This window comes from Micromonospora sp. GCM10011541 (genome assembly GCF_042650725.1).
Classification (GTDB): domain Bacteria; phylum Actinomycetota; class Actinomycetes; order Mycobacteriales; family Micromonosporaceae; genus Micromonospora; species Micromonospora sicca.
Genome location: NZ_JBHSBP010000064.1, coordinates 1 through 18,835, shown reverse-complemented (window position 1 = coordinate 18,835; position 18,835 = coordinate 1). Strand labels below are relative to the sequence as shown.

General features: G+C 68.3%; 17 protein-coding genes and 1 pseudogene. 10 read left to right on the top strand and 8 right to left on the bottom strand.

The genetic code is table 11. The annotated features are described in order from the left end of the window. Positions 1–281 precede the first annotated feature (281 nt). On the bottom strand, positions 282–578 hold the full coding sequence (locus tag ACFOYX_RS26945) for a hypothetical protein (protein ID WP_322443948.1): 297 nt from the start codon (positions 576–578) through the stop codon (positions 282–284). A gap of 373 nt (positions 579–951) precedes the next feature. Between ACFOYX_RS26945 and ACFOYX_RS26940 the strand changes: the two genes are divergently transcribed. Continuing rightward, a complete protein-coding gene (locus ACFOYX_RS26940; RefSeq protein ID WP_322443947.1) occupies positions 952–1,434 on the top strand; it encodes an endonuclease/exonuclease/phosphatase family protein in 483 nt (160 codons plus the stop codon). A gap of 171 nt (positions 1,435–1,605) precedes the next feature. On the opposite strand, the gene ACFOYX_RS26935 is transcribed toward ACFOYX_RS26940, so the two are convergent. Next, positions 1,606–1,764, bottom strand: a complete 159-nt coding sequence (locus ACFOYX_RS26935) for a hypothetical protein (RefSeq protein ID WP_322475176.1) — start codon at positions 1,762–1,764, stop codon at positions 1,606–1,608. A gap of 57 nt (positions 1,765–1,821) precedes the next feature. Further along, positions 1,822–2,406: a hypothetical protein gene (locus ACFOYX_RS26930; protein WP_322443945.1), complete on the bottom strand. Its 585-nt coding sequence runs from the start codon at positions 2,404–2,406 to the stop codon at positions 1,822–1,824. A gap of 443 nt (positions 2,407–2,849) precedes the next feature. Here ACFOYX_RS26930 and ACFOYX_RS26925 point away from each other — a divergent pair, with 443 nt between their 5' ends. Next, positions 2,850–5,063 carry an ATP-dependent RecD-like DNA helicase gene (locus tag ACFOYX_RS26925; protein WP_322443943.1) on the top strand — a complete coding sequence of 738 codons (2,214 nt, stop codon included), beginning with the start codon at positions 2,850–2,852 and terminating at the stop codon, positions 5,061–5,063. A gap of 58 nt (positions 5,064–5,121) precedes the next feature. Further along, positions 5,122–5,373 (top strand): hypothetical protein, encoded by a 252-nt coding sequence (locus ACFOYX_RS26920; protein WP_322443942.1) that lies wholly within the window; start codon positions 5,122–5,124, stop codon positions 5,371–5,373. Between the two features lie 69 nt (positions 5,374–5,442). Here ACFOYX_RS26920 and ACFOYX_RS26915 read toward each other — a convergent pair whose 3' ends face one another. After that, the gene (locus ACFOYX_RS26915) at positions 5,443–6,117 is read right to left on the bottom strand and encodes an HNH endonuclease family protein (protein ID WP_322443941.1); all 675 of its coding nucleotides are present in this window, start codon (positions 6,115–6,117) and stop codon (positions 5,443–5,445) included. Positions 6,118–6,374: 257 nt separating this feature from the next. Between ACFOYX_RS26915 and ACFOYX_RS26910 the strand changes: the two genes are divergently transcribed. The 7 genes from ACFOYX_RS26910 to ACFOYX_RS26880 all read left to right on the top strand — a co-directional run bounded on the left by ACFOYX_RS26910 (position 6,375) and on the right by ACFOYX_RS26880 (position 14,961). Further along, complete coding sequence (locus ACFOYX_RS26910; protein ID WP_322443940.1) at positions 6,375–7,346, top strand: ATP-dependent DNA ligase; 972 nt, start codon at positions 6,375–6,377, stop codon at positions 7,344–7,346. Positions 7,347–7,965: 619 nt separating this feature from the next. Continuing rightward, complete coding sequence (locus ACFOYX_RS26905) at positions 7,966–8,337, top strand: metalloregulator ArsR/SmtB family transcription factor (protein ID WP_319464104.1); 372 nt, start codon at positions 7,966–7,968, stop codon at positions 8,335–8,337. Positions 8,338–8,523: 186 nt separating this feature from the next. After that, entirely contained in the window at positions 8,524–8,826 is a 303-nt protein-coding gene (locus ACFOYX_RS26900; RefSeq protein WP_322443939.1) for a hypothetical protein, read from the top strand. Between the two features lie 8 nt (positions 8,827–8,834). Beyond that, on the top strand, positions 8,835–9,128 hold the full coding sequence (locus ACFOYX_RS26895; RefSeq protein ID WP_322443938.1) for a hypothetical protein: 294 nt from the start codon (positions 8,835–8,837) through the stop codon (positions 9,126–9,128). Between the two features lie 13 nt (positions 9,129–9,141). After that, positions 9,142–10,335, top strand: a complete 1,194-nt coding sequence (locus ACFOYX_RS26890; RefSeq protein WP_322443937.1) for a hypothetical protein — start codon at positions 9,142–9,144, stop codon at positions 10,333–10,335. Then, complete coding sequence (locus ACFOYX_RS26885) at positions 10,328–11,026, top strand: hypothetical protein (protein ID WP_322443936.1); 699 nt, start codon at positions 10,328–10,330, stop codon at positions 11,024–11,026. Before ACFOYX_RS26890 ends, ACFOYX_RS26885 begins: the two co-directional genes overlap by 8 nt. A gap of 629 nt (positions 11,027–11,655) precedes the next feature. Beyond that, positions 11,656–14,961, top strand: a complete 3,306-nt coding sequence (locus ACFOYX_RS26880; RefSeq protein WP_322443934.1) for a hypothetical protein — start codon at positions 11,656–11,658, stop codon at positions 14,959–14,961. A 178-nt stretch (positions 14,962–15,139) separates the two neighbouring features. Here ACFOYX_RS26880 and ACFOYX_RS26875 read toward each other — a convergent pair whose 3' ends face one another. The 4 genes and pseudogenes from ACFOYX_RS26875 to ACFOYX_RS26860 all read right to left on the bottom strand — a co-directional run bounded on the left by ACFOYX_RS26875 (position 15,140) and on the right by ACFOYX_RS26860 (position 18,383). Next, positions 15,140–16,612 (bottom strand): HEPN domain-containing protein, encoded by a 1,473-nt coding sequence (locus ACFOYX_RS26875; protein WP_322443933.1) that lies wholly within the window; start codon positions 16,610–16,612, stop codon positions 15,140–15,142. Between the two features lie 149 nt (positions 16,613–16,761). Further along, positions 16,762–16,989, bottom strand: a pseudogene (locus tag ACFOYX_RS26870) (IS5/IS1182 family transposase); the annotation flags it as partial. A 300-nt stretch (positions 16,990–17,289) separates the two neighbouring features. Beyond that, positions 17,290–17,778 (bottom strand): hypothetical protein, encoded by a 489-nt coding sequence (locus ACFOYX_RS26865; protein ID WP_322443931.1) that lies wholly within the window; start codon positions 17,776–17,778, stop codon positions 17,290–17,292. 164 nt (positions 17,779–17,942) lie between these two features. Then, the gene (locus ACFOYX_RS26860) at positions 17,943–18,383 is read right to left on the bottom strand and encodes a hypothetical protein (protein WP_322443930.1); all 441 of its coding nucleotides are present in this window, start codon (positions 18,381–18,383) and stop codon (positions 17,943–17,945) included. Positions 18,384–18,835 lie beyond the last annotated feature (452 nt).

Sequence of the window (18,835 nt, the reverse complement as noted above, 5' to 3'; positions counted from 1 at the left end):
CGTCGTACGCCGCCAGGTCACCGACCAGGCGGCCATTTCCCCCTGAGCATCTTGCAGACGCCCTCACCGACACCCTCGCCGAGATCCGGCAACAGCCCAACCCCGAACGCCGGCACCGAACCTGCCCCCGCGTGATCAAACGCGCCCGACACAACTCCTACCGCGTGAAACGCCCCACCGACCGGATCACCCGCCATCCGGGACCACCGACACCCCTGCTGGCCTGCCCAAACGCACAAACTTAACGGCATTGAGCCTTGACCCGTTGGCGTCTGCGGAGCCTATCGAGTCCGGTGACGACCGAATTCAAGCCAGGCTCTTTGCCGTCCGGTAGGCAACGACAAGCACACCTCGCAGCCACGCCCGCCGCCGATCACGTCGAGGGCCTGCGCGGCTGCGGCGATGACCGCCGTCATCGCCGGTGCGAGGACGTAGGGCGTGCCGTCCTGCCACGGCTGATGCGCGACGCGACTGAACGCCTCCAGGACGCTGGCCGGCGCGGCGGGCCCGTCGAGGTGAGCTGCGAGGAACGCCGTCAGGTACTGCTGGGCGAACGGGCCGCGGGAGTATTCGGTCATGCGCAGGCGCAGGTCGACCGCTGCGCGGGCGTACCTCGCGAGGTCGCTGTTGCGTTGCGGGTCAAGGGAGATGGCGAGCCCGTTTCGGGTCCGCGGTCAGATCGCGTGGGCCAGCCTCCTGCGCGTGAACGCCCTTGGCCAACTGCACGCCGACGATGAACCTGCTGTTACATGGACGGACGGCAGCCTGATGTGGGCGCGGGATGGGGTGGCCATCGAGGCAAGCTGAGCTCAACCGCAGGAGGCGACAGGTCTGACGGTGGGCGGCCTGCATGCGGGTGTCGCCATGGCGACGTAGCGGCAAGTCGCGGCTTTCGCGGCGTCCTATAGTTCGACCCTGAGGCTGGTAGCACACCTGATGCAGGGAGCGGCGGTGGCCATCGACCTGATCGTCATGACCTGGAACGTGGAGAACCTGTTCCGGCCCGACGACACCGACGCCGCAGCGGCTGAGACCTACGCCGCGAAGCTCACCTACATCGCCGGGCTCATATCCGGCACCGGAGCCGACGTCGTCGCCGTCCAGGAGATCGGCTCCCCGGCAGCGGCCGAGGACCTCCGCGCGGCCCTCTGCGAGGCGTGGCAGGCGGTCGTGTCCGCGCACCCCGACAGCCGTGGCATCAGCGTCGCCGTCGTCGCCCGGCATCCCCTCACCGAGGAAGCGCGGATCACCGCCCTGCCGCAGGCCGGCCTCCCCGCCGTCCCCGACGTCGACGGCGGCAGCCTCACCCACCTGGGCCGCAGCGCGTTCAAGTCCACGTCGACTGCGGCAGCCCCGGCCTGCGGCTACTCACCGCTCACCTCAAGAGCAAGTTGCTCACCTACCCGGGCGGGCGACGCTTCCCCTCGGCGGTGAGCACCTTCTTGACGGTGAGCGGGTAGCAGGCCTGCCCGACCAGGCCGACCAGGCCGACCCGGCTGCCCGGCGTCCAGCGCGATGCGCCGGTCCCCGGCCGGGCCGGTCAGCCACGCCGGCGGGTGGGTGGCCAGGTCCACGCCGCCGACTGCCCGCGCTTCTCCATGCCGGTCAGCATTTCCGGCTCGGCGAGCCGGGCAACAGGGCGTTGATCTCCGCCGCGTCGGCGCGCTCGTCCGACATGTCGGTCTGGTGGCTGCTTCGGCCGCCGCATGCCTGATTGGTGGTGATCCCGGTCACCTCCGCCGTGCGGCCATTGGCGGTGCACATGCCGGGCGGCAGGGTCGGGGCTCGGCGTCGTCGCGCCAGCTCAGTCGTCCCAGCAGGTCAAGAGCGCTCGTTGCCCGCCCACCGGCGTCCCCGCCCACCCCGTTCGGCTGCGCTGCCCGTCGCGACCGGAGCCCTCGCCGCCCTGCTGGTCGGCGGAGCGGGTCTCAGCTTCGCGCTGATCGGAGACGCCGAGGCCGACTCCGGCGGCGCCGTGCCGGCGCGGGCCGCCGGCGCGCCGGACCTCCGGCCGGCACCGGCCACCCCCACGCCGGATCTCCCGGCGACGCCCAGTGCGGACGTCGTCTCCGGTCCGTCTCCCACCGACGTCGCCCCACCGACCGTTGCGGTGGCCCAGACCGAGTCGCTGCGCCAGCCGACCGCCGACCCGGCGACTCCGCGCTCGGCGACCGGCGCCCCGAAGCCGACGGTGCATCCGACGCCCGGATCGACCGGCGCCCCCTCGTTGCCGCCACCCACCGCCACTCCCAGCCCGTCCGGCAGCCCCACCCCGGCCCCGTCCACACCTGGTCCGACCCCGTCGGGCGGCACGCCGGGGCCGAGCAGCCCGACGCCCAGCGGCTCCGCGTCCACCGACCCGGCGTCGCCACCGGCAAGCCCCACAGGTACGACGACGCCGGTCACCTCCTGACGGCCGCCGCTGTCCGAGCAGGCCGGCGCCCATGCGCTTGCGAGGTAGTCCGGCCGTGAAGTCGCGTGGATGGCATTACCAAACGTCCGGCGACCGCCGCGGCCTGGTCGCGCGCGGTCAAGGCCAGTGCCAGCGGTGATCGCAGGCATCGCTGATGTGAGAGTAGATCACCAAGTGGTCGCGTCTACCGTGAGCCACACTGCCGCAGGGTCGCTTGCCGGGGACCTTCCGGAAGCCAGGCGCCCGGTCGCGGCGCGGGTGAGGTCGAGGCCGACAGCAGGGCGAGCTGGCGAACGATTCCGTGCCTGCGAAGGATAAGCGCCACATCCTGGACCTGTTGCGGTACCTCGCCCGCCGCGTATGGCGAGCGGACTGACCGCCGCAGGCGGTGCCGCCGGCCGGGGCGGGTGGCGGGGCGGATCGGGCAGCCGGCACGATGGTTGCCGTGACCGCCGCCGCCCGTGTGCCGCTTGCCACGCTGGACGCGGTGCTCGAGCGGTTGACCTACGTCAACGAGGAGACGGGCTACACCGTCGCCCGGGTGGCTACCGACCGCAGCGCGGACCTGTTGACCGTGGTGGGGTCGTTGTTGGGGGCGCAGCCTGGGGAGAGCCTGCGGTTGTCGGGGTGGTGGTCGTCGCATCCGAAGTACGGGCGGCAGTTCGAGGTCGACTCCTACACCACAGTCCTGCCGGCCACGATCCAGGGCATCCAGCGCTACCTCGGCTCCGGCCTGGTCAAAGGCATCGGGCCGGTGTTCGCCGAGCGGATCGTGGCGCATTTCGGCCTGGACACCCTGCGGGTGATCGAGGAGGAGCCCGCCCGGCTGGTGGAGGTGCCGGGGCTGGGGCCGAAGCGCACGGCGAAGATCACGGCGGCGTGGGAGGAGCAGAAGGCTATCAAGGAGGTGATGGTCTTCCTGCAAGGTGTCGGGGTGTCGACATCGCTGGCGGTGCGGATCTTCAAGCAGTACGGCGACGCCTCCATCGGCGTGGTCACGAAGGAGCCGTACCGGCTGGCCGCGGACGTGTGGGGTATCGGGTTCAAGACCGCCGACACCATCGCCCAGGCCGTCGGGATCCCCCACGACAGCCCGCAGCGGGTCATGGCCGGCCTGCAGTACACCCTGTCCGAGGCCACCGACAGCGGCCACTGCTACCTGCCTGCCACGCAGCTCGTCGCCGACGCCACGAAGATCCTCGACGTGCCCGGCGACCTCGTCACCCGCTGCCTCGACGACCTCGCCACCGACGAGGGCGTCGTCCGCGAGACGCTGCCCAGCGGCGACGGCGAGCCGGTGCAGGCGGTGTACCTGGTGCCGTTCCACCGCGGCGAGCAGTCCCTCGCCGGGTCCCTGCTGCGCCTGCTCAACGACCGGGCCGACCGGCTACCCCACTTCGCCGGCGTCGACTGGGGCAAGGCCCTGGCCTGGTTGAAGGCGCGCACCGGCGCCGACCTGGCCCCGGAGCAGGAGCAGGCCGTCCGCCTGGCGCTGACGTCGAAGGTGGCGGTGCTGACGGGCGGGCCGGGCTGCGGCAAGAGCTTCACCGTCCGCTCGATCGTCGAACTCGCCGCCGCCAAGAAGGCCAAGGTCACTCTCGTCGCCCCGACCGGCCGCGCCGCCAAACGCCTGTCCGAGCTCACCGGTTATCCCGCGGCCACCGTGCACCGGCTGCTGCAACTACGCCCCGGCGGGGACGCCTCCTACGACCGGGACAACCCTCTCGACGTGGACCTGCTCGTGGTTGACGAGGCCTCCATGCTCGACCTGATCCTGGCCAACAAACTCGTCAAAGCTATTCCGCCCGGCGCGCACCTGCTGCTGGTCGGCGACGTCGACCAACTCCCCTCCGTCGGCGCCGGAGAGGTCCTGCGCGACCTGCTCGCCGCCCCCGCGATCCCGCGGGTGCGGTTGACGCAGATCTTCCGCCAGGCCGCCCAGTCCGGTGTCGTCACCAACGCCCACCGCATCAACGCCGGCCGGCCACCCCTGCTGGAAGGCCTGTCGGACTTCTTCCTGTTCGCCTGTGATGACACCGACGCCACCGCCGCTCTGACCGTCGACGTCGCCTGCACCCGCATCCCCGCGAAGTTCGGGCTCGACCCGCGCCGGGACGTTCAGGTCCTCACCCCCATGCACCGCGGCCCCGCCGGCGCCGGCGCCCTCAACACCCTGCTCCAGCAGCGACTCACCCCGCACCGGGAGGACCAGCCGGAGCGGCGCATGGGCGGGCGGGTGTTCCGCATCGGCGACAAGGTCACCCAGATCCGCAACAACTACGACAAGGGCCAAGCCGGCGTCTTCAACGGCACCCTCGGCATCGTCACCGCCCTCTCCCCCGAGGAACAGACCCTCACGGTGCGCACCGACGAGGACGAGAGCATCGACTACGACTTCGACGAACTCGACGAACTCGCCCACGCCTACGCCATGACCATCCACCGCTCCCAAGGCTCCGAATACCCCGCCGTCGTCATCCCTCTGACCACGAGCGCGTGGATGATGCTGCAACGCAACCTGCTCTACACCGCCATCACCCGCGCCAAACAGCTCGTCGTCCTCGTCGGCTCCCGCCGCGCCCTCGCCGCCGCCGTGCGCACCGTCGGCGCCGGCCGCCGCCACACCGCCCTCGACCACCGCCTCACCTGATGGGAGCTGTCGGGTCAGCCGCCGACACCGGCTAATCGAACACCTGCACGATGCCGTGGTGGAAGACGTGGCCGGACGGTGGTGGAACGGAATCTTGGGACGCCTGACCCGCCGCGACGTGTGGCTGACCCGCGAAGTCCGGTGGAAGGTCGTCGCCCGCGCCGGGGACAGCGAGACCGGTCAGGTACTGCGGTGGGAGTTCGACACCGATACCGAGGCCCGCGCCATGGTCGAACGTCTCCTCACGACCGACGCCGGCGGCACCTGGCGCCAGCAGGCCGGCGACGCCGCATCACCCCCGCCTCGCTGACGGCACGCCGCCCGGCCGGCGATCCCCGCCGCACGGGGTCGCAGCCGCCGGCCGGGCGGTATGCGGGGATCAGGAGGTGCAGGTGTTGAGCATGCTCTGCAGCGCAGACTTCTCCGAGGACTGCATGGCCAGGCCCCAGCTGTACTTCACGGTGATCCACATCTTGCTGTAGGTGCACCGATACGACGACAGCGGCGGCTGCCACGTGGACGGGTCCTGGTCACCCTTGGACTGGTTGACGTTGTCCGTGACGGCGATCAGCTGCGGACGGGTGAGGTCGTTGGCGAAGCTCTGCCGCTTGCTGGTCGTCCAGGAGCTGGCACCGGAGCGCCACGCCTCGGCCAGGGGCACGACGTGGTCGATGTCAACGTCCGAGGCGGCGTACCAGGTCGCCCCGTCGTACGGGCTGTACCAACGCCCGGACGTGGCAGCGCAGGAGCTGTTGACCACGACGGAGGTGCCGTCACGCTTGAGGACCGTCTCGCGGGTGTCGCAGCTGCCGCTGATGGTGATCCAGTGCGGGAACAGGTCCCGCGAATAGCCACTCGTGGAGCCCTGCGCCGCCACGGTCAGGGCGTTGAGCTGCGACTGGGCCGTCGCCTTCGACGGGATGCCGGGAGGCGTGGCCGAGGCGGGCTGCGCGTTCACGCCGGCCAGGCAGGCCCCCGCGAGCGCCGCGACGACGACCACGGCGGCCTGCCGCCTGGCGCGCGGGAAACGGGGCAAGGATCGGGTGCTCCACATGAGGGGGCCTCCTCGTCAGGGGTGGACGGCAACCGTCTCTGAGGATCATGTCGATCGAAAGGCATGCCTGTAAAGGGATGCCATACAGCCATTGAGCATTCGACATATTCCTGCGCCCCTCCTCTGCCCGGCTCAACCCTTGAGAAGGAGGTGAGGACTATTCGGGTTCGCCTAAGGCGTGCTCCGCGGTGAGCGCTGGCCGCCGGCGCGGCAGCACTTCCACCACCCGTGGCATCCTGCGGCCACCGGTGGACCCGATGCTCGCGAAATCCGTGGCGGCCGTCCCGGCAGGGCAAGCGCTGGCCTACGAGCCGAAGTGGGACGGCTGGCGCGCCATCGCGTTCCGCCACGACGATGGGGTGTACCTGCAGTCCAGAGCCGGCCGTGACCTCGGCACCTACTTCCCCGATGTCATCGCCGCCGTCGCCCGGGCGGTGGCGCCCGGCGTTGTGCTCGACGGCGAGCTCGTGGTCTGGGAGGGCGACCGGACCGACTTCTCCCTACTGCAGCGGCGGGTCACCGCCGGCGCTCAGCGCGAGGCCCTGGCCAGGCGCCACCCCGCCCACTACGTGGTCTTCGACCTCCTCAACGCCCCACCCGGCCTTCCCCTGCTGGACAAGCCCCTCGCCGAGCGACGCGCCCTGCTTGCCTCGCTGCTCACCGACGCACCCGCACAGCTCACCCTGTCACCGCAGACCACCGACGTCGGCCAAGCCACCGAATGGCTGCACACCTGGACCGCCGCCGGCATCGAAGGACTCATGATCAAACAGCTCGGGGGACGCTACGAGCCCGGCCGGCGTACCTGGCAGAAATACCGCGCCTACCACACCACCGAAGCCATCATCGGCGGCGTCAACCCCAACCTCGGCAATCCCGAGATCCTCCTGCTCGGCCGCCTCGACGAGCACGGACGACTCCGATACACCGGCCGCACCCACAGCCTGCGACCCGCCCAGCGCGGCGAGCTGGCCAACCTGCTCACCCCTTACCCAACAGCGCCAAGCGGGCCTGCCCACCCCTGGCCACAACCGCTGCCCGCGTCCTGGACCGGACAGCTCGACCGGCCCCAGCCCCTGCCCTACACCCCGGTCGTTCCTGCCATCGTCGCCGAGATCGACGTCGACACCGCATACGAGCACCACCGATGGCGCCACCTCGTCCGTTACCGGCGCCCGCGCCTCGACCTGGCCATCGGGGACGTACCACCGCTTGACAGCCGGTTTTGACGCCCGCCAACACCGGCATCCAGTCAGAGGCGGCCGGTTCGGAACTCCAAGGACTCCTCACACCGAGTCGCTACCACGTCCGATCATGATCAGGGCGTTATCCACAGGCACGCGAGTTGTCCACAGCCTGGGAACCGGCCGTGGCGCGCCAAGGTCTCGACGGCGAAGCTGAGCTGGTCGGCGCGGCCGCCGCCCGGCTGCTGGCCACGGCCACACGCAGGTGGAGCAGCCCCAGCCGCAGGCCACCGACCACCGGTCCTCGCGTCAAGCAGCGGCGCGGGGACCGGCTGCACGCGTACGCAGCTAACGAGCGGACCCCGGCGTGCGTCCGTAGCCCTTGCCGGCCTGGGCACCTAGGGTGCTCGTAGCGCACGCCCCCTGCCCGGAGAACACGTACCGTCGAATGGGTGGACGTGCTGCTGCGCGGCGGGCCAGGTGACGGGCACATCGTCCCCGGCGGCGGGGAACCGTTCTGTGGCAGGCCTGCCTGTACGAGCTCACGCCCGCAATTGAACACCGGCGTGGACGCGACCTGCGGGTGTACCAACACCGCCCGGACTGCTGGCCATCGGGGTACTGGTCCTGGTTCCACCGGTCTATCGATGGTGTTGGTGGAACGATGGAAGACGTGGGAACTGCGAAAACTGCTATGCCTGCTATCTCGCCGCTTGCTGGCGAGCCGATTAAGCGTGCCGATGCCGAGCGGCTCGCGGGAGTGCTCAAGGCATTCGCCGACCCGGCCCGGCTGCGACTGCTCAGTCTGATCCAGTCCGCTCCGGAGGGCGAGGCGTCCGTGAGTGACCTCACCGCGCCGCTTGGTCTCTCCCAGCCGACCGTGAGTCATCACCTTCGGATCCTCACCGAGGCCGGCCTGCTCGAGCGCGAGAAGCGCGGCGTCTGGGCGTACTACCGCCTGGTGCCGTCCGCGATCGCGGCGATCGCCGACCTGCTGACGCCGCCCCGCAAGCGGGCGACGAAGAAGGCCCGCTGAGCGGCACTGTCGAAGGCCGGGGCCGGCGCCGGTGCCGGGTCCCCAGCGGTAGGGCGGCAGACCCACGCAGGACGCACCTATCCAGTGCACTTGGGGCGTGGTGTTCAAGAATCCCGCGGTAGCGGCGGCCCGCCCAGCGTGGCTCCCCCGATGCCGATGACCCGCGCCGGGCGTGCCCTCAGCGCGGTGAGCGATCCGAACGATGTCGTGCCGGCAGCGGCCGGCGCGCTCGCCGCCGCCGACCGTCCGGTGTTGATCAGCGAGGCGGGGACCCCGCCCCGCCCCGCCCCGACCTGGCCGGGGCTGGACGGCAGACAACTGCCGTTGACGTCGCCGGCCGGCCAGTCCCTCTGGTTCGTCGACACTGTCCGAACCGATCGGCGTGGCGCGGAAGGCCGGCTGACTGTTGCTCAGCAGGCGGTGCCGGCGCGGGATGTGGTGTCGGCTACCAGGCTGCCGGCCACCGTTTGTGGACGCCGTCGGAAATAGTTGTGCAGGTGGACACGGTGATCGACAACGCTGACGATGAGTTTCGGTGGCTGGAGAGCCTCGACGCGGAGACCGTCGCCGAGTGGGTACGGGACCGCAACAGAGAGACGTTCGGCACCGTGGCCATCGGTGACACGTTCACCGGTCGCACGTCCGAGATTCGGCAGGTGTTAGACGCTGGCGACCGCATTCCGTATCCGGGCTGGCGCGGTGACGGCCACTACTACAACTTCTGGACCGACGCGGCGCACCCCCCGTGGGCTGTGGCGGCGGACGACCCTCGACCAGTACCGCAGGCGTGAGCCGGAGTGGGACGTGCTGCTCGACGTCGACGCGCTGGCCGCAGAGGAAGGCGAGAACTGGGTCTGGGGCGGCGTCACCGTCCTGCGCGCCGGCTACCAGCGCTGCGTGATCAGCCTGTCCCGCGGCGGCGCCGACGCGGTGGTGGTGCGCGAGTTCGATCTGGATCGGCGGGGTTTCGTCGCGGACGGGTTCACGCTGCCCGAGGCGAAGAGCAGCGTCTGCTGGATCGACGCCGACCACATCTATGTCGGCACCGACTTCGGCGCCGGCTCGCTGACCACCTCCGGTTATCCCCGCATCGTCATGCGATGGCGGCGGGGCACGCCGCTGTCGGAGGCGGAGACGGTGTACGAAGGCCGGGCGGACGACTTGTCTGTCCGCGCGACGCACGATCCGACAGCCGGCTTCGCCCGCGACTTCGTCGTCCGCAGCCTGGACTTCTTTCGTCGTGAGAGCTACCTGGGCACGAGCGCCGGGGAGCTGATCCGGATCCCGGTGCCGGAGGACGCGGCATGGGACGTACACCGCGAGTGGCTGCTGATCCGACTGCGTTCGCCCTTGACCATCGACGGTGCGACCTACCCGGCCGGGGCGCTGTTGGTGACACGGTTCGACGCGTACCTCGCCGGTGAGCGTGACCTGACCATTCTCTTCCAACCCGACGCGCACACCGCGCTGTACGACTACGCCTGGACCCGCAACCACCTCATCCTGATCCTGCTGTCGGACGTCAACACTCGGCTGGAGGTGCTCACGCCGGACGGCGACCGCCGGCGGCGGGCGCCCCTGCCGGGGGTGCCGGAGTACGACCACAGCACGATCGTGGCGACCGACCCGGACAACGGCGACGCGTACCTGCTCGTGTCGGAGGGGTTCCTTCAGGCCGCATCGCTGAGCCATGGGCAGATCGGCGGTGCGATCGAGACGCTCAAGCGGGAGCCGAGCTGCTTCGACACCGAGGGCATGACCGTCCGGCAGTTCTTCGCCGCCTCAGCCGACGGCACCCGCGTGCCGTACTTCGTCGTCGGCGACCCCAGCGCACCCCGGGCCGACGCTGCTCACCGGGTACGGCGGATACGAGATCTCCCAGACGCCCTCCTACGACGGGGCCATCGGCCGCTCCTGCTGCTACCGGACGCACCGGGGCATGGAGGTTTCTGGTGGCCGATGCAGCGGGTGGTGCAGGCATACTGCTGGCATGCGTGACGGCCTGCACGGACCGAACGTCATCACCGCCGGGGACTCTCTTCTTCTTCTCACGGCGGTCAGCGGCGGTGAGGCGGTGCACCTCGTGCAGCGAAACGAGCCGCCGGAGCCGGGCCGCGGCGCCTTACCCGACCACTACTTCAAGCTGCTGGACAGCGAGCAAGAAGCTGTCCAGCAGCGGTATGACGTCCAGGCGTTGCGGGAGCCGGTCTGGAAGCACACGACGATGTGCGGCCGGCTCTGGGCGCTGATGGTCGGCGGTGATGGCGGGAGGCTGAGCAGGTACCGGGAGCCGGCGTACGCGCCAACGTGCCGACGGTGTCTGACGCTGATGGACCGCCTGTTCCCGGCACCGGCGGTTGACAGCCGAGTGCCGGTCGTCGCCCAGGTGGTCTGCGACGTGGTGCGCGAGCACGGATACGCCGAGGTCAGGGCAGTGCCCGGTGACCAGATCCCCGTTCTTCGTAAAGAGATTCGGTCGCTGCTCAGGCAACGGACGGGCCACCCGGTCCAGACCCTCGTCCACGGGGACCTCGTGCTGGTCGTGTGTGATCCCTTACGTGACGAGGAGGCGGATATGCCGGCAGCGGTCGATGCAGTCGCGACTGTCCTGCTCGGGGATTCGCCGCTGCCGGCCGTGCCGCCTGAGCGGCCGTGGGTCATCTCGTGGACCGCATGGAAGCTGACGTAACGGGTCCGGCTGCCGTGCCGTGGCCCCCCGTCCGGTTCGCGCGCTCGCCATTCATGGAGGCTGGTTTGAGCAGGCGCTGCCGCTGAGACGGCAGCATTCATGCGGCTTGAGGTGGTCAGGCGATAGGAAGTCCAGCAATTACTCCGACGGCCGCGTGCGAGAGCCAGTCCCCGCCGTGTCGAATGAAGCGATAGCCGCCGGTTCAGATCGTCGTTCAGGGCAAAGCCCGTACCGGCGGGATGTTGGAAAGCGGCTTCCACCTCGCCAACGAGATCTCCCCAGCGGATCCGGATGTCCCTCAGCGCTGGGGAGTGAACTCGCCCGCGCCGCGTTGTCTCCTCCTCCCGAGCACTTCGTGTACGAGGAGAACGTGCGGCTGTTCGCGGAGTCTTCGCTGTCCCTGCGGCATCGCCGCACGCTGGTCGTAGAGGTGGCCTTCACTCTCCGCTAGACTCCCATGGGTACGGCGCCGGGATGGGCGCCGTAGCCATATTCGACTCAGCTCAAGCTAGACCTTGACGGCCTCAGCACACCGCAGGGTCGTCGCGGTGGTGGACCAACCAATGACCAAAAAAGCTCCCGTATCACCAGCGGCTAGCGGGGGCGCCGGCACACTGTTTGAGTATCGCGTGGCTGCAATCGCATACAGCTACCTGCTGTCGGGTGCGCATCCTCCGGGCCTCACAGTACCGATTACCGGCGTCGGGCTTCAGCAGCGCGTTCAGGGGCATCTGCTCGACGACATCGTGTTGGCAGCCGAACCTAGTCCGACTCCTCTGAGCACTGAATATCAGGTCAAGCTCACGCTCACGGTAACTGCCAAAGATCCACAGTTCGTCTCGGTGGTCACCCAGGCGCTCCACGTGCTGCGAGACCGGGCCGACGACATCGCTCGCGGTGACCTCGATCTTGGCGTCGCCGCCAGAGGCGACCAGGAGCCGCTAGAGCAACTCGCGGAGTTGGCCCGCTTCGCGCGCGGTCACACTGCGGAGGAGACGTTCGCGCAAGTCTTCGCGCCCCGTGTGGTGGGACGACCGGTACGGGACCGTCTGACCCACGTACGCAGAGCAGTCGAGACTGCCATCGCCGACGGCGCACCTGATCTTGGGGGCGTAGAAGTATCCTCCCACGCGTTTCTGTCGGCGCTACACGTCTGGCCTGTTTCGGATGGCGATGACGGGGCCGACTACTTGGCGGCACTCGACCGGCTCGCTCCCGCTGCGGAATCGTTCGCGGTCAACCCGGTCGACCTGTTCACGCACCTCGCGGCGCTAGCGCAGGGTTGGGGCGTAGTGGCTGGTGTGGTCGATGCCAACAGTCTTCGCCGCCAGCTCCGACGCCGTGGGCTCGGCTTACGGAAGATCGCTGACGACAGCCAGCCGTTTGGCCCGGAGATGGTCGACGCAGACGCGGTTGTCCGTAATCCCATCGCCGCCTTGGAGCTCGAAGGGTCGCTAGACCGGGCCGAGCAACTCCTCGCCGCCGAAGATCCATCGGCGGCCGATCTGTTTGCCGACCTCGCCAACCGCCTTGAGGAGGCCAGGTTCTGGCCCCACGCGGCGGTCATGCGGCGTCGTGAGGCCAGCGCACGTCAGCGCGCTGGCCAAGCAGACGAAGCCGCCATCAGCAGAGTTGGGCTTGCCTGGAATCATCTCGATGTAGTCCAGCCGTGGGAGGCGGGGTTTGCCCTCAACGACGGACGTCGACCGGGAGCGGCCGACGATATCAGCGGGTTGGCCAGCCGTGTCAGCCACGCGGCGGAAGCCGCGGTTTGGGTCGCCAAGGGCTCCTCGCTAGATGATCTTGTTAAGGCGTTCGACGCGCTCGAGGGAGATGACCTGTACCGCGAGCGGGCAGCCGCGTTCCTCTGTGAGCATGCCATCGCCGACGCCAGGCCGACCATCGTTCTTGACCGGCGCGACCTGCTGGAGGCAATTGCACGTGACGCGGCCGGTCGCGGCGACGGCCCTACCAAGCGATGCGGCGCACGCATCCAGATGTGTATAGCGGATGCCACCGGCGAATGGGCTCCACTGCTTCCCGAGATCCACCGTCGGTACCCGAGGCCGATCGTGGCGTGGGCGCACGCTCGCTACGGCCGCCACCTTGCGCTGTCCGGTGATGGCGCAGGCGCCCAAACGCAGTATCTGCTGGCCGTCGAGCGCGCCTGCATAGCGAAGATGTTCGACGAAGCTGCCGACTGGCTCTACGCTCTCCGGACGGTGCGGTTCTGGTACACCAACGTTGGCCGCGATGACGAACACCCCTTGGCTCAGGCCCTGCGACCCAACGCCAAGCCCAGTCAGCTTCCTGGGTCACCCCACAGCGCCGAGCATGCGCTGCGCGCGATGCTGGCCGAAGACAAGCCTGGCGAGGCACTTCAGCGAGGCCGGCAGTGGCGGTGGCAAACCGTCGTCCGTGCCCAGCTGACCGAGGAGCTTGATGCGGTCAGGGCGCTGGGCAAGTTACTCCAGCGACATGACGAAATCAGCGCCGCCATCGAGTGTTTCGTCCGTGCCGGGGCACAGAAGGAGGCAGCCACAGCTGCACGGCGCCTTCCGGACGTGCCAGCTCACCTCGACACGGGCATGCTCGGGCCCGTACAGGTATGCCGTGCCGCCGCATACTCGGCGGTCGCCACTGCCGCCGACCTGATCGCCGACGACAACGGCAGGGCCTGGGCAGACGCAGCCCTCGCGGAACTCGCTGTCGGTCAGGGCTGGCGGACGCTAGTCCCGTCGGCCCGGTTGTCAGCGCTCGATGCTCTCGCCGCACTTTGCGGCTGCTTGACCGACAACCAGGTCGACGAGCTGCTGCGGCTCGTTGAGCCGCTGATTGACCGGCCGGAGGATCGTTACAGGGAAACCGACGATGCGGTCGCGAAGATCCTGATATCGGTCTCTGCGAAACGCCCCGACGCGGTGCCGCTACTGATCCGGGCGCTGCTCGCAGACCAGCACATGGCAGGAACCATACTGGCTGGAGCTATAGACGCCCTCAAGGCGCACAAGGCCGCTGTCGGCGAGATGCTTGCACGTGCAGCTCCCACCAATGAGTATGCATGTCTCGCACTCATCCTTGCCGGCCTCGACCCTGCACCTGGGTTGGAATTGGCGAGGAACCGCGTCAAACAGGCCATGATTCCCCGTGCACATGAGCCGGGACAGGTCATTTATTACGCCGACGCGAACAGGATCGCCATCCTCGCGTCAGTGCTCGACTCGAAGACCCGCAACATGGTTGCCTCCACCATGCTGGACCGAGCGTTGGATCGAAGGGAGGCCACCCCTAGCCGCCGAGACAGCCTGAGAGGACTGAACAACATCATCTCCGACACTGACAGCGAGACCCAAGCGGCCCTCCTGCCACCCCTGCTGGAAATGGCTCGCGGCGACCATAACGGTGGCCCGATTGACGATATCGATCGCGCAGGTGGCCCGTTCGACATGGTCAGAATCAACATGGGTCCACCGACACTGTCGGACCTCGCTCTAGAATGCGCCGCGCACATTGCCGCCGACGAGCACCATTGCGCGACGATAGAGCAAACTGGGTACGCGCTGCTTCGCACCGCCGATGAGTCGGGTCAATGGCGTATTGGCCGAGCGCTCACATTGCTTCCGGGCGATCGACCTGAACCCTACCTTGGCCTGCTCGCATCGCACCCCAGTCCAGCGCTAAGGGCAGTTGCCGCAGTACGTTGGGCTAGGGATTCGGCGGTCCTACCCGCCGGGATGGCGATGCAGCTGGCGAGCGATGACGACTACCGGGTGCGACAGGTGCTGGCTCACAGGTTACGCGAGAACTACACCCCCGGGACCGCCGATGAGAGCGCGAAGGAGGTGATCAACATCCTGGCCTCCGATGCCCGGAGAAGCGTCCGCACTCACATGGCCACCTTGGTGTCCAATCCAACCTATGCTGCTCGGGCCTGACGGCCCTGCCGCCAATGTACGACGCCACAGACAAACAATGATCGTGGCCAGACATTGAGGATCCGCTGCTGGCCTGGTGCCGGACGTTTCATCCGTAACGGCGAGTGGGTGTGGTTGCCCGGTCGTCGCGGACAGGCCCTGGCAACGTAGTGGAGGCGGTACGAGGCAGCGCCCCGCTTCACTCCTCCGTTGATTCGAGGGCGGGGTATCCCACGGGCCGCTGGAACTTCTCCAACATCCGTTCGTCAAGCGACGTGGCGTCCCACGGCTTGTCGGCCAGTAGCCGGCTGCGCAGCAACATGCGTAGAAGGAACAGCCCGGTCCAGGTCGCGCTCCACTCTTGTTCGTTGAGCCTGACCGTCCAGCGCTTCGGGGTTTCTCCGTGGGCGATCTTGGACCGGATGCTATAGAACTGCTTCAGCAGGCTGTAGGTGTTCTCCGGAGGGATGTCGTCCGCCAGCGCGATCGCGGCGCGCTGCGCCATGCGGTGAGTCAGCGCGTCGGGTTCCTTGCCGACGAGCGCCTCGATCCCGATCGCGACGTCAAGCACCATGTCCTCGGCGTCGTCGCGGAACGTGGTTCGTCGGCAGCGGCGGGCCGCGATCTGAACGTTCTTGGGCGCAGTCTTCAGGGCTCTCGTGATCCGCGCGATCTCCTCGGCTTCGCTCGCAGCGACAGGACTCATCTTCTTGTCCCACCTGCGGTCGTTCAGCTCTTCAGGGTAGGCGCGGCCTGACCAGGCAGACCACAACGGCGGCAGGTCGTGGACCCACGATTCAGCCCAACCGTCGGGTCGGACGAGGACCTGCGCGTAGCCGGTGGTCTTCTCGGTGACAATGTGGACCGCCTCGGCCACCGTCTGCGCGGTGTCAACGGAGACCTCGGGCGGAAGGTCCCGTCCCGTCCTAATGGTGTGCACCCGGTTGGGAAATCGCACATCGCGCAGCACGACGGCGTGGGTAGCTGCCGCCGCCACATACGGTGAGACGTTGTCCTGGCGGAGCCACGGCATCGCTCGGGCGCGATGGTCGTTCTGGGTCAGGCGCTCGATCCAGGTGTTCCCCTCGACGTGGATGGGTTCGGTGGTGTCGAAGGACACCGCCACCAGGGGCACGATGACATCGCCGCTCAACTCCTTGGCGAACCGGGCTCGCTCGATCTGCTGGTAGATGGACCGGAGCGCGTCGTCCGTCTCGGCGCCGACGGCATCGGCACGGTTGAGGATCGTGCCGATGAGCCTCCGGACAGTCTCGAACTCGACCTGCCCCCGTCGTTCCCCGAGCTCCATCAGTGGTGCGAGCTTGCTGACACCGCGCATCAGCTCGTCATCTTTTATCGCCCTGCGACCGATCTCGCCAACGGCCCGGGCTAGCTCAGAAACCTCGGACACCAGGATGCGCGTAAGGAGCCCTTGGTCGAGGCCGAACATCTCCGGCCAGTCGATGGGTCCGTCCTTGGTGCCGCTTCCCAGCGTGTCTCGGGTGGTCTGAGGCCAGCCGACGTCGTTCTCGCTGTACTTCGTCACCGACTGCCGTGGGACGTACTTGCCACGCCCCTCGTACTCCCGACCAGCTTGGCGGGCCGCCCTGACAGCCGGCAGGAGCAACTCCCAGAGGTCCGGACGCAGCAGGTCCTGTTCGATGTCCGCCACACATCCAGCATGCCCGGTCTTCAAACGCCGGGATCGAGCGGGTGAGGACACAACCGCTTCGGCCGTTGCACGCGAATCCAGGGCACGACGTGCAGCACCCGTCCTCGCAGGGCTACGTGCCGTCCACCGGCTGCGGCGCTCTCAGGCCGGCTTAGCAGCAACGACAGCGGCTTGCCGCCCTGATCGCAGGCCAGATGCAGCTTGGTGGTCCACCCGCCGCGCGAACGCCCCAACGCGTGGTCGGCTGGCTTTGCGGCGACCCCGCCGGGCGGCTCGACCTGCTGCAGGCACCGACGTGCGACGGCGGCGTGCTGGTGGGCCCGAGCGATGGTGGAGTCGACACTGACATCCCACGTGATCAACCCAGCGGCGTCGGCGGCAGCGGCGCCGGCACCGCCCACTGCGCGTCGATCAGGTCGAACCCGCCTCGTCACCGCTATCGTGGCCAAAGGTCTCCGGCCTTCAGATCCTTTTCGTCGATGAACCCTCTACCGGAGACCTCGCCACCTATCGACCACCGACACGCCGCACCCGACTTCGAGACACGCCCCAGTCGCCGACAGAGAGGAATGACGCCGTTAGGGACCTGTTGCTGGTGCGTTGGCCGCTGACGTCGAAGGTGTCTCGGCGCAGCCGGAAGACCTTGGCGGCGTTGGGGAAGCGCCGTGGGCTGACCATCAAGCGGAAGCCGTCCGGGAAACCGGGGGAAGCTCAAAGGCACGGTCCGCGTCGGTAAATCCGTAGTCTTCAGCCATTCGAACCATGGCCGACTTTACGGTCGTCTCGATCTCTGCCGGTCTGAGGTCGAGCGGGGTTGTGACTCCGATGGCAAGGTCATACAAGTGTGTCTTCGTGGTTGTGCCGAAGGCGGAGAGGTCGAGCAGTTGATCCGTCCGCAGGATCCGGTCGCCGCCGGTGGTGTCTGGGCGTTCGTTCACCACGTACAGCTCTAGCCGGGGTGCTCCAGTAGGCGCGACTGTGGTTGGGTCTTCAGTTACGGCGAGCGGCAGGACCGTGGTTGTCAGCATCCATGCTGCGGTGAAGACGCTCGCGAGTTCGGGGACCGTGATCCGCAGGTCTGCTGGCACGGCGGCGTTGAGCACGTCGGGCCGTAGGGCAGAGAAGTCCACGCGGACGTCAACGAGGGACAGCGCGCTTCCCTCCATCGGCATCGTGGGCCGTATGACAGCAGGCCGTGGATGTGCCGGAAGGCCCGGAACGCGTTCGCTTCACGTTGTTGACGACGCGTGACGGGGCCCCTCAAGATCGTACGATAATGACAAGTATGTTGCGGTTCCGCCATCCGCTGCTGTGTGTCGCGCCCAGTGGCTCAGCACATCGTCCAGTCCTCGACGGTCAGAACTAATTCCTCGGCGCGGGTGGTCGGGATGTTGTGCCGTTTGGCGATCTCCGTCAGTACCGCTTCCTCACTGATTTCGACGTCGTCCTCGGTTGCCTGGTTGAACTCAGTGTTGAGCACGTATGCCTGCTCCGTCGGGACCTTGCAGGTGTTGGGCTGCGTCAGCTTGTCCCGGACGACAATTTGATTGAGCCGGTAGCCTCGCCAGGACGCGGCGTCTCCCTTGGCGGCGTCCGACCAGCGCCCCTCTGGCGCCCATTCGTAGACCGCGTAGCTCGGCACTACCTCACGCCGGTCATAGGTGACCACGATCGACAGCGCCTGCCATCCCTGACCTCGATGGCTCTCGACAATCTGCGACGCCAAGTGAGTGACCTGCTGGCCGGTAACGGGATAGACGCGTAGTTCCACCCGGAGGGCGAGACGACGAGCTCCGGAGCCGGCGCTGACGTCCCGTCGTTCAAAGACTTCGTAGGCAGCTGCGGGATGTTCAGGCCTCGCTTCGCGAGTTGCCGCTGCCGGGGGCGTGGTAGCCGTAGCGGTTGGTGAGGTACGCACAGTGGTGGTGGAGGCGGGCTCCGGCGTGCGGGCGCTCGGTGAGGGTGCCGGTTCGGTAGCAGGGCTGGCCGGAGCAGGGCGAGGGAGCGTGGGGTCGCCGATGATCAGACCAAGAGTGGCCAGGCTTGTTCCACCTACGCAGAACATAAACAGCCCACCCACAACCACCACCAGCAGGACGAGGCCCACCCTTGCATTTCGAGATGGGGTCCCTGCGGCCACGGCTGGTACCAGTGAGGGCTCTGTCCCGCACCGGGTTTGATGGAGACATCGAAACCTGGGAGGAACACCAGCGATGCCCGCAC